Source organism: Bradyrhizobium jicamae, from assembly GCF_001440395.1.
In the GTDB taxonomy this organism is placed as follows: Bacteria; Pseudomonadota; Alphaproteobacteria; order Rhizobiales; family Xanthobacteraceae; genus Bradyrhizobium; species Bradyrhizobium jicamae.
Genome location: NZ_LLXZ01000012.1, coordinates 25,508 through 38,051, shown reverse-complemented (window position 1 = coordinate 38,051; position 12,544 = coordinate 25,508). Strand labels below are relative to the sequence as shown.

Sequence of the window (12,544 nt, the reverse complement as noted above, 5' to 3'; positions counted from 1 at the left end):
CCTGTCGCGGACTGATGCATTCATATCACAATGTTGCCGAATTGCGACAATTCCGCGACCATCCAACCTCTAAAGCGATCAATCTTCGGTCGAATCACCCCGCTTTCACTGCGAAAGCGGGCTGATTCAATCGCTAGCCGCCGCTCCGGTAAACCTGGATGTCGAGATCCCTGATCTTCTTGCGCAGCGTATTGCGGTTGAGGCCGAGCAGGTCGGCTGCGCGAATCTGGTTGCCGCGGGTGGCGGCAAGCGCCGCGGTGAGCAGCGGCACCTCGATTTCCTTGAGGATGCGGTGGTAGAGGCCCGGCGGCGGGACGCCGTTCGGGAAGCCGGAGAAGTGCGAGGACAGGTAGGCTTCCACTGCGCCGCCGAGGTTCTCCACGCCCATCGGGGCATTGCCCCCCGACGTGACCGCCGGTGGCGCCAGCTCACCATCGATGACCGAGGCCGTAATGACATCCTGTGGGTAAAGCGCGGCCAGCCGGCGCGCGAGGTTTTCGAGCTCGCGAACATTGCCGGGCCAGCGGTGCTGCTTGAGCCGTTCCAGGGCCAGCGTATCCAGCTTCTTCGGCGGCAGGCCGTCCTTTTCGGCGAGCGAGAAGAAATGGCGGATCAAATCCGGCAGGTCCTCGATCCGTTCCCGCAACGGCGGCAGGCGCAGCGGCACCACGTTCAGACGGAAGAACAGATCCTCCCGGAACAGGCCCTGCTGGATCAGGATGCGCAGATCCTTGTTGCTCGCCGCCACGATCCGCACATCGGTCTTGATCGGGGTGCGCCCGCCGACCGTGGTGTATTCGCCCTGCTGCAGCACCCGCAACAGCCGCGTCTGTGCTTCCATCGGCATGTCGCCGATTTCGTCGAGAAACAGCGTGCCGCCTTCGGCCTGTTCGAACCGGCCCGACGCGCGGGTATTGGCGCCGGTGAACGCGCCGCGCTCATGGCCGAACAACTCGGATTCGATCAGGTCGCGCGGGATTGCGGCCATGTTGACGGCGACGAACGGGCCGTTGCGGCGCTTGCCGTAGTCGTGCAGCGCGCGGGCAACCAGTTCCTTGCCGGTGCCTGACTCGCCGGAGATCATCACCGTGAGGTCGGTCTGCATCAACCGCGCCAGCACCCGATAGATTTCCTGCATCGCCGGCGAGCGGCCGACCAGGGGAATCGAATCGAATTCCCCCTCGTCCGCCGCGCTCGCCACCCGCTCCTTCGGTTCGGCCAATGCGCGGCCGACGATGGTGATGAGTTCCTTCAGGTCGAACGGTTTCGGCAGATATTCGTAGGCGCCGCGCTCGGAGGCCCGGATCGCGGTCATGAAGGTGTTTTGGGCGCTCATGACGATGACGGGAAGGTTCGGCCGCATCTTCTTGATACGCGGCAGCAGGTCGAACGCATTCTCGTCCGGCATCACCACGTCGGTGATGACGAGGTCGCCCTCGCCCTGGCTCACCCAGCGCCACAACGTCGCGGCGTTCCCGGTCAGGCGAACTTCATATCCGGCACGCGAAAGCGCCTGGTTCAGAACCGTGCGGATCGCGGTGTCGTCATCGGCAACGAGTATGCTACCTGCGGGCATATTTATTCCTCATCTTGCGTCCTGTGAGGCAGGCGAAGGCGTACCCGGAACGCCGTCGCGATTGCTTTGGTCGAACTGTTTGGTGGGACTGAACATCGGCATCAGCACGCGGAAGGTCGTCTTCCGCGGCTGCGATTCGCATTCGATGATGCCGCCGTGATCGCCGACGATCTTGGCAACCAGCGCGAGCCCGAGGCCGCTGCCGGTTTGTTTGGTCGTCACGAAGGGATCGAACAGGTTCGGCAGCAGGTCTTCGGGTACGCCGGAGCCGTTGTCCTTGACGCAGAACTCCAGCGGCAGCGACACCCGCGATTTCTTGCCCGGCACCGACAGGCGGACGCCGGGACGAAAGGCGGTGGTGAGCTGGATTTCCGCGTCGCTGCCGAGATCGGCGACGGCTTCGGCTGCGTTCTTCACCAGATTGAGGAACACCTGGATGAGCTGGTCCTGATTGGCCAGCACCGGCGGCAATGACGGATCGTACTCTTCAATGAAGCGGATGTTGCGGGCGAAGCCCGACTGCGCCAGCCGTTTGACGTGGTCGAGCACGGAATGAATGTTGACCGGTCCGCGCGCCACCGGGCGGTCGTCGCCGAACACTTCCATGCGGTCGACCAGTGTGACGATGCGGTCCGCCTCGTCGCAGATCAGCCGTGTCAGCATGCGGTCTTCGGATGAGGCCGCCTGCTCCAGCAGTTGCGCCGCGCCACGGATGCCGGACAGCGGGTTCTTGATTTCATGCGCCAGCATCGCCGCCAGCGCGATCACCGAGCGCGCCGCGCTCCGATGCGTCAATTGCCGGTCCATCTTGTCGGCGATGGTGCGCTCCTGCAGCATCACGACGATATGGCCGGGCCGTTCGGTGAGCGGAGCGACATGAAGATCGACCTGGCGATCGCCGCCGATCCGGGGCGTGCCCAGATCGACCTTGTACTCGTTGACCGGCGATGCGCTCGCGCGCACCTGATCGATCAGCGCCAGCAGCGGACTGCCGAACGGCACCAGCTCTTTCAGGGATTGCCGGCGCAGGAATTGCGTCGATATCTCGAAGAAGGATTCGGCGGCGATGTTGGCGTCGACGATGCGGCCATCGGGCGCCACCAGCAGCACCGGGTTCGGCAGCGCGTTGAGGATGGCCTCGCTGTCTGCAGGCACTGGCCGGCGATGTTCTGCGGCTGACGTCATGCAGCAGCACTCCATGCGAAGTCGTCGAACGCGTCCTGCAGCGATCGGTGCACGCGGTGCGGATCTTCCGACGTCAGAATCTTTTGCCGCCAGCCTTTCAGCGTCTCCGCCGGCGCGCGGCTGCACTGGGCGGCGATCTCCAGGGCCCAGCCAAGATGCTTGCGCGCATGCTTGAGCCCGATACGCAGCCCGTAATGGCTGCAAACCTCGTCATAGAGTGCGCGCACATGGGCGAGTTGTTCCGCGAGCGACGGTGCAGTTTCCACCGTGCCGGTTTCAAGCCGACGGCCTATTTGTCCCGGCAGCCAGGGCTGCCCCTGCGCGCCGCGCCCGATCATGACGGCATCCGCCCCCGACGCTTCGAGCGCCTGAATTGCCTTCTCGAATGAGGTGATGTCGCCGTTAACGACGAGCGGCACCGAGATCGCGTCCCTGACCGCGCGCACGGCGCTCCAATCGGCGGTGCCCTTGTAGAACTGGCAGCGCGTGCGGCCGTGTACGGTGATCATCTGCACGCCGGCGGCTTCCGCGCGGCGCGCCAGTTCCGGCGCGTTGAGCGAGCGATCGTCCCAGCCGAGCCGCATCTTCAGCGTCACCGGCACCCGCACCGCCGCGATGGTGGCATCGATCAGCTTGAGCGCATGATCGAGATCGCGCATCAGCGCCGAACCCGATTGCCCGCCGGTGACATGACGCGCGGGGCAGCCCATGTTGATGTCGATGATGTCGGCGCCGGCGGCTTCGGCAACCCTTGCGCCTTCCGCCATCCAATGCGTTTCGCAGCCCGCGAGTTGAACGACGTGTGGTCCGACGCCTGCCTTCTCGCAGCGCAGAACCGACATCGGCCTGCCGTGCACGAGTTCATCGCTGGCGGTCATCTCGGAGACGACCAGTCCGGCGCCAAGAGTGGCTGCAAGGCGTCGAAAGGGGGCATCGGTGACGCCGGACATGGGCGCCAGAAGAACCCGGTTGGCGACAGCAATCTCGCCTATTTTCAACGACTTAGAACGTGAACTTTCCGGGCCGGTCACGGCGTTCTCATGGTTGGGGCGGCGGCGTCATTGCAACCGTCAGCGCATATTGTGAGCACAAATCTTGGGCAGTCAAGCTTCTTGCCTACACTTTAGACAGATCTATCATTTGTGCAAGTGCACTGCAACAAAAACCGCTTTTCTCACAGGTGATGGGAATCACTCTGTTTTCCGTATTCGGCATGGTAAGGGCTGGGCGCCAGCGCCCGCCCCCTCCTCAACCCCGATTCGTTCGTATTTGAGTCCAGATGCCCAGACCTGAGCGTACCGCAGCCATTCTCGTCGCAGCCGGACGCGGGCTCCGCGCCGGCGCCGGGGGACCCAAGCAATATCGCGAGATCGGCGGACAGACGGTCATCTATCGTGCCATGGCTGCGTTCAGCCGGCACCCCGACGTCTTCGCCGTGCAGCCCGTCGTCAATCCCGACGACGACGCGGTGTTCACCGAGGCTGTCGCCGGATTGCGTCACCAGCCTCCGGCCAATGGCGGCGCAACCCGTCAGGCATCGGTGCATGCCGGGCTAGAGGCGCTGGTGGCTGAAAAGCCCGACATCGTCCTGATCCATGACGCCGCGCGGCCCTTCGTATCGCCTGCGGTGATTTCACGGGCGATCTATGCCGCCGGACGCACCGGCGCCGCGGTGCCGGCGATATCAGTCACAGATACGATCAAACAGGTGAGCGATACCGGCGATGTCGAGGCAACGCCCGACCGCGCACGCTTGCGAATCGCGCAAACGCCGCAGGCGTTTCGCTTCGATGTGATTCTCGATGCCCATCGCCGCGCTGCGCGCGATGGCCGCAGCGATTTCACCGATGATGCAGCGCTCGCGGAATGGGCGGGATTGACGGTAGCGACCTTTGAAGGTGATCCTGCAAACATGAAACTGACAACGCCAGAAGATTTCGTCCGCGAGGAAGCCCGCCTCGCCGCCCAGCTCGGCGACATCAGAACCGGCACCGGCTACGACGTGCACGCCTTCGGCGACGGCGATCATCTGATGCTCTGCGGCGTGCGGGTACCGCACACTCGCGGCTTCCTTGCCCATTCCGACGGTGACGTCGGCCTGCACGCCCTGGTCGACGCCATTCTCGGCGCGCTGGCGGACGGCGATATCGGCTCGCACTTTCCGCCGAGCGATCCGCAGTGGAAGGGCGCCGCGTCCGACAAGTTCCTCAAATATGCCGTCGACCGCGTCACCGCGCGCGGCGGCCGCATCGCCAATCTCGAGGTCACCATGATCTGCGAGCGCCCGAAGATCGGGCCGCTGCGCGACGTCATGCGTGCCCGCATCGCCGAGATCACGGGGCTGAACATCTCACGTGTTGCGGTGAAGGCGACCACCAGCGAGCGGCTCGGCTTTACCGGCCGCGAGGAAGGCATCGCCGCAACCGCCTGCGCCACCATTCGCCTCCCTTGGAGCGAGTAACATGAGCGGCAGCGACGCCCGCGCCCTCGCCCGCTCGCTGCTCGATTTGTGCCGGATGCGAAAGCTGATGATCGCGACGGCAGAGTCCTGCACGGGCGGCCTCGTCGCCGGCGCGCTTACCGACATTCCCGGCTCTTCAGATGTCATCGACCGCGGCTTCGTCACCTATTCCAACGACGCCAAGCGCGCGATGCTCGGCGTCAAGGCTTCGACGCTGACGACCTTTGGCGCGGTGAGCAAGGAGACCGCGACCGCGATGGCGGTCGGCGCGCTGGAAAAGGCCGGCGCCGATCTCGCGGTATCCATCACCGGCATTGCCGGACCGGGTGGAGCGACGCCGGGCAAGCCGGTTGGGCTCGTGCATTTCGCCGTGGCATCGCGGGACGGCAAGATCCTGCACCGCGAAATCCGTTTTGGGGCCATCGGCCGCACCACCGTGCGCCAGCGCTCGGTGGTGGAGGCACTCCGCATGCTGATGGAACTGGCGCGCGGCCCGCAGCCCCCGGTCAAACCGCGACGCCAGACGATGAGCCGGCTGCGTCCACGGGTCGCGCGAACGCCACGGCGCAGCGCCGTCAAGCGACGCCGGCCGACACGGACCTAGCCGATCAGGCCTGCGCGGCCAAAGCCTTGGCGCGCGTCTCGGTCAGCGAAGCTACCGGCGTCAACGCTTCCGGGCTGATCGAAAGCTCGATGATGGCGGGCAGTCCGCTTGCCACGGCTTCGTCGAACGCGCGCGCGAAATCTTCGGTGCGCTCGACATGCGCGCCAAAGCCGCCGCAGGCGCGCGCCAGCGCCGCGAAGTCGGGGTTGGCGAGATCAGTGCCGGAGACGCGGCCGGGATAGGTCCGTTCCTGGTGCATGCGGATGGTGCCATACATGCCGTTGTTGCAGACGATCACGATCAGCGGCAGCCGGTTTTCGACCGCCGTCATGAACTCCAACCCGGTCATCTGGAAGCAGCCGTCGCCGGCGAATGCGATCACGGTGCGCTCGGGATGCTGCAGCTTGGCGGCAACGGCTGCGGGCAGACCGTAGCCCATCGATCCGGAGGTCGGCGCAAGCTCGGTGCGAAATTGCCGATAGCGCCAGAACCGATGCACCCAGACGGCATAGTTGCCGGCGCCGTTGCAGATGATGGTGTCATGGGGCAAGCGATCGCTCAAACTACGCACGACCTGCGAGAGTTGCACATCGCCCGGCGACCGAGTCGGCTCGGCGAAAGCGAGATAGTCAGCATGCGCCGCCTTGACGTAGTCGGCCCGCGAGCGATGCTTGGGCTCCAGCCGCTTGATCGCGGCGGCAAAGGCCGCGCTGCTCGCGACCACGCCGAGCGTCGGCGAATAGACGCGGCCGATCTCTTCCGGGTCGGGATAGACATGAACCAGCGGCTGCTTCGGCTTCGGAACATCGAACAGCGTGTAGCCGGACGTGGTCGCCTCCCCCAGCCGGGCGCCAAGCGCGATCACGAGATCGCTGGTGCGGATCCGCTCGGCGATCTTTGCGTCGAGACCGATACCGACATGGCCGCCATAGCAGGGATGCAGATTGTCGAAATAGTCCTGGCACCGGAACGAGACGCCGACCGGGACCTCGTGTGCCGCCGCAAAGGCTTCGAGGTCGCGGCGGGCCTGGTCGCTCCATCCGCCGCCGCCGACGATCAGGAACGGTTTCTTTGCCTCCGAGAGCAGCGCATGGAATTGGCGCAATGCACCGTCATCGGGCGCGACCGGAATCGGATTATAGGGCGGCGCATCCGGCACCTCGGCGGTGTCGGTGAGCATGTCCTCGGGCAGCGCCAGCACGACCGGGCCGGGCCGGCCCGAGGTCGCGGTGAAGAAGGCGCGCGAGATGAATTCGGGAATCCGCCGCGCATCGTCGATCTGCGCGACCCATTTCGCCATCGGGCCGAACATCAGGCGATAGTCGATTTCCTGAAACGCTTCGCGCTCCATCATGTCGCGTCCGACCTGGCCAAGCAGCAGGATCAGCGGCGTCGAGTCCTGGAACGCGACATGGACGCCCGCGGAAGCATTGGTGGCGCCGGGCCCGCGGGTGGCGAACACGATGCCGGGCTTTCCCGTCAGCTTGCCATAGGCATCCGCCATCATGGCAGCGCCGCCCTCCTGGCGCGCGTTGATGAACCGCACCCGCTGGCTCTGGTACATGCCGTCGAGGGCGGCCAGAAAGCTTTCGCCGGGCACACCGAACACGGTGTCGGCGCCGTGCAAGGCCAGTTGCTCGATCAGAATATGTCCACCGGTTCGAAGATTGCCATCCATCGGCTCGCCCTTCCGCTTGCGGGATTTATGGATTTGGGACCGGCTTAAAGAATGGCGTCGGCACCAGCAACCGGTTTCCTGCGAGATCTGATATGTCGCGGGTCATGTTCCTTGCCGGTCTTTCGGCTCTACCCGCGCCTCGACGCCGGTCACGGCCTCGTACGCCTTGATGACGGCGGTGCAGGACTCGCCGTCGTGCCCGAGCAGCGCCGCCTGCCGGTAGGTCTGGTGCACGGCCTCAGCCATGAACCCGGGCAGCCCCGCCTCCTCCAGCCAGCGCGCGTAGTAGCGAACATCCTTGCGGGCGTTCGCCAGCGACATCAGCGGGGTGAAGTCGCCATCGAGCGTGGCCTGGCCATAAAGATCGAGCATGCCGCTCTTGCCGCCGGCCGCGGAGATGATGCCGATCACCTGCGACAGATCGAGCCCCTCCTTTGCGGCAAGCGCAAAGCCCTCGCACCAAGTCGCCACGTTGGCGAAGGCGATGTAGTTGTGAATGAGCTTGAGGCGGATCGCGTGTCCCAATGGGCCGATGTGGAAGACGTTTTCGGCATAGAGCTCGAAATAGGGCCTGAGATCGTCGAGCAGGTCGCTCTCGCCGCCGAACAGCACGTTGACCTTGCCGGCCTCGGCGTGTTTCGGCGTCCGCGTCATCGGCGCCTCGGCGTAGCGTCCGCCGGCCACGCGCACCATGCGATCGAGCTTCGCAACCATTTGCGGGCTGCCGGTGGTGTGATCCACGATGATGAAGCCGGGAGTGGAACCGGCGAGCAAGCCGTCGCGACATGTCATCAGCGCCTCGACATCCTCGGCTTCATTGACGCAAATCATGATGACGCGGCAATTGTCGCGGATTTCCTGAACACCGCTGGCAGCGGTCGCGCCGAACGATTGGGCAACGGACACAGCGGCCGGGTTGAGATCGTAGGCGGTGACCGCCACGCCCTTGGCGACGAGGTTCTTCACCAAACCTCGTCCCATTCCACCGAGGCCGATAAAGCCAACGCGTTCGAATGTCATCTCCGGCCTTCCCTGTAATTTTGGCGTTCTCTTGAAATTTTTTGGCACTGGCGTGTAGGCGCGTCACGCGCTCTGCCCGGCTTTTTTCATCGGGCTACCATGTCGGCAACCTGTCTGACAACCTGATAGTTCTTTGTCTCGACCGTTCGATTTCGATATCCCTTCGGGCTGGCGTGTCCCATACTGTTCGGATCAACGGTTGCAACGTCATCAGGGCAGGATGATCAACTTGAAAGTCAAATCGCTTGAACGGAGTCCTTCATTACCGGAAGAGATCGTCGCCAGCCTGACCGGCGCCCTGCACAAGGGCGAGCTTCGGCCGGGCGACCGCCTGCCGTCCGAAACGGCGCTGGCGAACGAGTTCGGGGTTGCGCGAACCGTGGTCCGCGAAGCGATCTCGCAGCTCAAATATGACGGCGTGGTCCAGAGCCGCGTTGGCGTCGGCGCCTTCATCGCCCAGCCGCAGGAACGGACAGCGTTTCGGATCAGCCCGGCATGTTTCCAGAAGCGCAGGGAGCTGTTGAAGTTGCTGCGCCTGCGCAACGGCGTCGTGATCGAGGTCGCGGCGGACGCGGCGGTCGCGCGCTCCAACCGCGACATTGTCCGCATGGAGGCCATCCTCAAGCAGATGCGCGAGGCGATCAGCGATCGCGAACGCGGCGCCGAGCGCCATTTCGAGGCCGAACGCCAGCTGATCCACACGATTGCCAAGGTGGCGGACAATGAGCACGCCCTCAACTTCATCATGCTGATCGACGGCCAGATCGCCGAGAAGCTGCGATCGGTCGCCGTCAAGAACACCAAGGCCACCGAGCTCGCCACGGTCGCGATCGAGGAGCAGGCCCGCCTGGTCGAGGCCATCAAGCGTGGCGATCCCGCTGCGGCGCGGGACAAGGCCCGCGAGCACTACGACAACGCCGCGCAGCGCCTGGCCGATCGCGCCGACCTTGCGGATGTCTAGCCGGTAGCAGGCCCCGCCCCCGCCTTGCCGTAAACTGCGTCCGCGCGCTTTTCGAACGCGGCGGCAAAGCGCTGGAACGCGGCGTCGAACATCGTGCCCATCAGCATCGCCAGCATCCGGCTCTTGAATTCATAGGACAGGAAGAAGCCGACGTCGCAGTCGGTTTCCGATCTCGGCTCGAACGTCCAGCGGTTTTCGAGATTGCTGAACGGACCCTTCAAATATTCGACCATGATCTTCAGGTTCGGCCGGTCCAGCGTCACCCGGCTGGTGAAGGATTCCCGCACCAGTTTGAACGACACGGTCATGTCGGCGACGACGATTTCGGTACCGTCCGGCCTCGCCGTGCGCTGACGGATCCGCAGCGACTGGCACAGCGGCACGAATTCCGGATAGCGCTCGACATCAGCGACCAGATCGAACATCTGTTGCGCGGTATGATGAACCCGGCGCTTGCTGGAAAAGCGCGGCATCAGTGAATACTCGCCCGATTCTGTTTGAACGCGATTTGCTTCAGATAGTCGTCCGCCTGGATCCGATCGGTGAAGCAGACCAGCGACTGATCGGCACGCAGCCCCTGGAAATAATCGAGAAGTTTCGGCCGCTGCTGCCGGCGATAGGTCCAGACGTAGCGGAAGAACTCGAAGTCGATCCTCTCGGGGCAGCCTTCAGCCATCTCCGGGCGGACTTGGCCATAGCTGCCAGCGATACGCTTCATGATGCCGAACAGGCAGCTCCGGCGCGGCAGGTCGAACCAGATCACGGTGTCGCTGATCTCGCGGCGCAACTCGCCCGCGCCGTGCCTGGTGTAGTTGCCGTCGATGACCCATTGCGGCTGACGCACGACCTCGGCCACGCGCTGCCCGAACTCCGCATTATCCGAGGGAATCCAGCCCGGTCTCCAATACAGGGCATCCAGCGAAACGAAGGGAATGCCTGCAATATCCGACAGCCGCCGGGCAAATGTCGATTTGCCGGACCCCGACGATCCCATGACGAGAACACGTTGCATTGGTTCGATCCGAGGCTAGCGGCCCCGCGCGATGCGCGCCGCCTGCAGCTTGGCAAAGTCCTCGCCGGCATGGTGCGACGAGCGGGTCAGCGGGCTCGCCGATACCATCAGAAAGCCCTTGGTGTAGGCGACCTTCTCGTAGCCCGTGAATTCATCCGGCGTGACGTAGCGCATCACGGCGTGATGCTTGCGCGTCGGCTGCAGATATTGCCCGATGGTCAGGAAATCGACCTCCGCCGAGCGTAGATCGTCCATCACCTGCAGCACCTCGTGGCGCTCCTCGCCGAGGCCGACCATGATGCCCGATTTGGTGAAGATCGTCGGATCGATCTCCTTGACCCGCTGCAACAGCCGGATCGAATGGAAATAGCGCGCGCCGGGCCGCACCGTGAGGTAACGCGCCGGCACGGTTTCCAGATTGTGGTTGAACACGTCGGGCTTTGCCGCCGCGACCACCTCCAGCGCGCCTTCCTTGCGCAGGAAGTCCGGCGTGAGGATTTCGATGGTCGTGGTCGGGCAGCGCGCGCGGATGGCGCGGATGGTCTGCGCGAAATGCTCGGCGCCGCCGTCGGCGAGATCGTCGCGATCGACCGAGGTAACGACCACATGGGTCAGCCCGAGCTTGAAGGTCGCCTCCGCCACGTGTTCCGGCTCGGCGGCATCGAGCGCGCCGGGCATGCCGGTCTTGACGTTGCAGAACGCGCAAGCCCGGGTGCAGGTGTCCCCCATGATCATGAAGGTGGCGTGCTTCTTGTCCCAGCACTCGCCGATATTCGGGCAGCCCGCCTCTTCGCACACCGTGACGAGGCCGTTCTCCTTGACGATCTTCCGCGTGTCGGCATAGCCGCGGGTGTTCGGCGCCCGCACCCGGATCCAGTCCGGCTTCGGCGGCGACAGCGCATCGGGCCGGTTCACCTTTTCGGGGTGACGCGGCCGCACCTGGTTGGCGGAGACGGTATCGACGAGGACGACCATGTTAAGTCCGGAAATGGCGAGAGTACCTTAGCTAATCCGTGTCGCCGGTGCCTGCAACCGCGACTCGCGAAACCTGGCAGATCGTGCAAGATAATGACGAATTTCACCCCTTCCGCGAACGATTCTCACCTGAAAATGGCTCAAAGCCCGAAGCTGGCCGACGGCGCCGCCCCCCGACTCGGCAAGCCGCTGAAACGCTCGTTCTTCGGCCGCAGCGTCCACGAGGTCGCGCCGGACCTGATCGGCGCCACGCTTCTGGTTGGCGGCGTGGGCGGCATCATCACCGAGGTCGAGGCCTATCATCACACCGACCCGGCCGCGCATTCCTTCAACGGACCGACACCGCGCAACCGGGTGATGTTCGGCCCACCGGGCTTCGCCTATGTCTACCGTTCCTACGGCATCCACTGGTGCGTGAACTTCGTCTGCGAAGCCGAAGGCTCGGCCAGCGCCGTGCTGATCCGTGCGCTCGAGCCGACCCACGGCATCGCGGCGATGCGCCGCCGCCGTGGCCTGCAGGAGGCGCGTTCGCTGTGCTCCGGCCCGGGCAAGCTGTGCGAGGCGCTCGGCATCACCATCAAGCACAACGAACTGCCGCTCGACACGCTGCCATTTGCGCTGCATGCGCGGATCGGCAAGGCCGAGACCATTGTCGGCGTGCGGATCGGCATCACAAAAGCGGTCGACCTGCCATGGCGCTACGGGCTGAAGGGATCGAGGTTTCTGAGCAAGCGGTTTTGACAAAGGCGATTTCTCTTTCATCGGTCATTGCGAGCGAAGCGATCCCTTGTAGCCCGGATGAGCGAAGCGATATCCGGGGCGGTATTAGAGCGGTCCCGGATATCGCTTCGCTCATCCGGGCTACGAAGCTTCAAACGCGGCTCTACGTTCTCGCGGCACGTTGTGCCCGAGGCGATACTTTGAATGACTCGCCCAAAAATGAGAGGGCGCAGGGAATGCCGGGTGCTTGCCGCACCCGCGGTCCCGTGTGCAATTGCACTTCAGGAAATGCGCACACGAGCATACAGGTACAGCCGAAGCAGCCCGGCATTCCCTGCGCAGTGGGTTTACG

The 12,544-nt window shown here is 64.4% G+C and carries 12 protein-coding genes; 4 read left to right on the top strand and 8 right to left on the bottom strand.

The genetic code is table 11. The features are described from left to right. Positions 1-133: 133 nt before the first annotated feature. The 3 genes from ntrC to dusB are packed head-to-tail and all read right to left on the bottom strand — an operon-like array spanning position 134 to position 3,759. A complete protein-coding gene (gene ntrC / locus CQ12_RS02645; protein WP_057833811.1) occupies positions 134-1,576 on the bottom strand; it encodes a nitrogen regulation protein NR(I) in 1,443 nt (480 codons plus the stop codon). Between the two features lie 9 nt (positions 1,577-1,585). Then, positions 1,586-2,761: a two-component system sensor histidine kinase NtrB gene (locus CQ12_RS02640; protein WP_057833810.1), complete on the bottom strand. Its 1,176-nt coding sequence runs from the start codon at positions 2,759-2,761 to the stop codon at positions 1,586-1,588. After that, entirely contained in the window at positions 2,758-3,759 is a 1,002-nt protein-coding gene (gene dusB / locus CQ12_RS02635; RefSeq protein ID WP_083519098.1) for a tRNA dihydrouridine synthase DusB, read from the bottom strand. Before dusB ends, CQ12_RS02640 begins: the two co-directional genes overlap by 4 nt. Before the next feature lie 281 nt (positions 3,760-4,040). Between dusB and CQ12_RS02630 the strand changes: the two genes are divergently transcribed. Both CQ12_RS02630 and CQ12_RS02625 read left to right on the top strand, forming a co-directional pair. Beyond that, a complete protein-coding gene (locus CQ12_RS02630; protein ID WP_057833808.1) occupies positions 4,041-5,222 on the top strand; it encodes a bifunctional 2-C-methyl-D-erythritol 4-phosphate cytidylyltransferase/2-C-methyl-D-erythritol 2,4-cyclodiphosphate synthase in 1,182 nt (393 codons plus the stop codon). 1 nt (position 5,223) lies between these two features. Next, positions 5,224-5,826: a CinA family protein gene (locus tag CQ12_RS02625; RefSeq protein WP_057833807.1), complete on the top strand. Its 603-nt coding sequence runs from the start codon at positions 5,224-5,226 to the stop codon at positions 5,824-5,826. Positions 5,827-5,830: 4 nt separating this feature from the next. On the opposite strand, the gene CQ12_RS02620 is transcribed toward CQ12_RS02625, so the two are convergent. Together CQ12_RS02620 and CQ12_RS02615 are read right to left on the bottom strand one after the other, a co-directional pair. Then, on the bottom strand, positions 5,831-7,504 hold the full coding sequence (locus tag CQ12_RS02620; protein WP_057833806.1) for a thiamine pyrophosphate-binding protein: 1,674 nt from the start codon (positions 7,502-7,504) through the stop codon (positions 5,831-5,833). 102 nt (positions 7,505-7,606) lie between these two features. After that, positions 7,607-8,524, bottom strand: coding sequence for an NAD(P)-dependent oxidoreductase (locus CQ12_RS02615; protein ID WP_057833805.1), 918 nt, complete (start codon positions 8,522-8,524; stop codon positions 7,607-7,609). Positions 8,525-8,753: 229 nt separating this feature from the next. Between CQ12_RS02615 and CQ12_RS02610 the strand changes: the two genes are divergently transcribed. Then, on the top strand, positions 8,754-9,485 hold the full coding sequence (locus CQ12_RS02610; protein WP_198164051.1) for a FadR/GntR family transcriptional regulator: 732 nt from the start codon (positions 8,754-8,756) through the stop codon (positions 9,483-9,485). On the opposite strand, the gene CQ12_RS02605 is transcribed toward CQ12_RS02610, so the two are convergent. Genes CQ12_RS02605 through lipA form a run of 3 tightly spaced genes read right to left on the bottom strand, consistent with a single transcriptional unit; the run spans position 9,482 to position 11,472 of the window. Further along, complete coding sequence (locus CQ12_RS02605) at positions 9,482-9,958, bottom strand: type II toxin-antitoxin system RatA family toxin (RefSeq protein ID WP_057833803.1); 477 nt, start codon at positions 9,956-9,958, stop codon at positions 9,482-9,484. The genes CQ12_RS02610 and CQ12_RS02605 overlap by 4 nt on opposite strands. Next, a complete protein-coding gene (locus CQ12_RS02600) occupies positions 9,958-10,497 on the bottom strand; it encodes a P-loop NTPase family protein (RefSeq protein WP_057833802.1) in 540 nt (179 codons plus the stop codon). The genes CQ12_RS02605 and CQ12_RS02600 overlap by 1 nt, the downstream gene beginning before the upstream one ends. A 15-nt stretch (positions 10,498-10,512) precedes the next feature. Further along, positions 10,513-11,472, bottom strand: a complete 960-nt coding sequence (lipA, locus tag CQ12_RS02595; RefSeq protein WP_057833801.1) for a lipoyl synthase — start codon at positions 11,470-11,472, stop codon at positions 10,513-10,515. 135 nt (positions 11,473-11,607) lie between these two features. Here lipA and CQ12_RS02590 point away from each other — a divergent pair, with 135 nt between their 5' ends. Further along, a complete protein-coding gene (locus CQ12_RS02590) occupies positions 11,608-12,213 on the top strand; it encodes a DNA-3-methyladenine glycosylase (protein WP_057833800.1) in 606 nt (201 codons plus the stop codon). Positions 12,214-12,544 lie beyond the last annotated feature (331 nt).

What these genes read in the sequence shown, in the direction of transcription:
- ntrC (WP_057833811.1), bottom strand. Translation starts at nt 1,576, where the DNA reads ATGCCCGCAGGTAGCATACTCGTTGCCGATGACGACACCGCGATCCGC.
- CQ12_RS02640 (WP_057833810.1), bottom strand. Translation starts at nt 2,761, where the DNA reads ATGACGTCAGCCGCAGAACATCGCCGGCCAGTGCCTGCAGACAGCGAG.
- CQ12_RS02630 (WP_057833808.1), top strand. Translation starts at nt 4,041, where the DNA reads ATGCCCAGACCTGAGCGTACCGCAGCCATTCTCGTCGCAGCCGGACGC.
- CQ12_RS02625 (WP_057833807.1), top strand. Translation starts at nt 5,224, where the DNA reads ATGAGCGGCAGCGACGCCCGCGCCCTCGCCCGCTCGCTGCTCGATTTG.
- CQ12_RS02620 (WP_057833806.1), bottom strand. Translation starts at nt 7,504, where the DNA reads ATGGATGGCAATCTTCGAACCGGTGGACATATTCTGATCGAGCAACTG.
- CQ12_RS02615 (WP_057833805.1), bottom strand. Translation starts at nt 8,524, where the DNA reads ATGACATTCGAACGCGTTGGCTTTATCGGCCTCGGTGGAATGGGACGA.
- CQ12_RS02605 (WP_057833803.1), bottom strand. Translation starts at nt 9,958, where the DNA reads ATGCCGCGCTTTTCCAGCAAGCGCCGGGTTCATCATACCGCGCAACAG.
- CQ12_RS02600 (WP_057833802.1), bottom strand. Translation starts at nt 10,497, where the DNA reads ATGCAACGTGTTCTCGTCATGGGATCGTCGGGGTCCGGCAAATCGACA.
- lipA (WP_057833801.1), bottom strand. Translation starts at nt 11,472, where the DNA reads ATGGTCGTCCTCGTCGATACCGTCTCCGCCAACCAGGTGCGGCCGCGT.
- CQ12_RS02590 (WP_057833800.1), top strand. Translation starts at nt 11,608, where the DNA reads ATGGCTCAAAGCCCGAAGCTGGCCGACGGCGCCGCCCCCCGACTCGGC.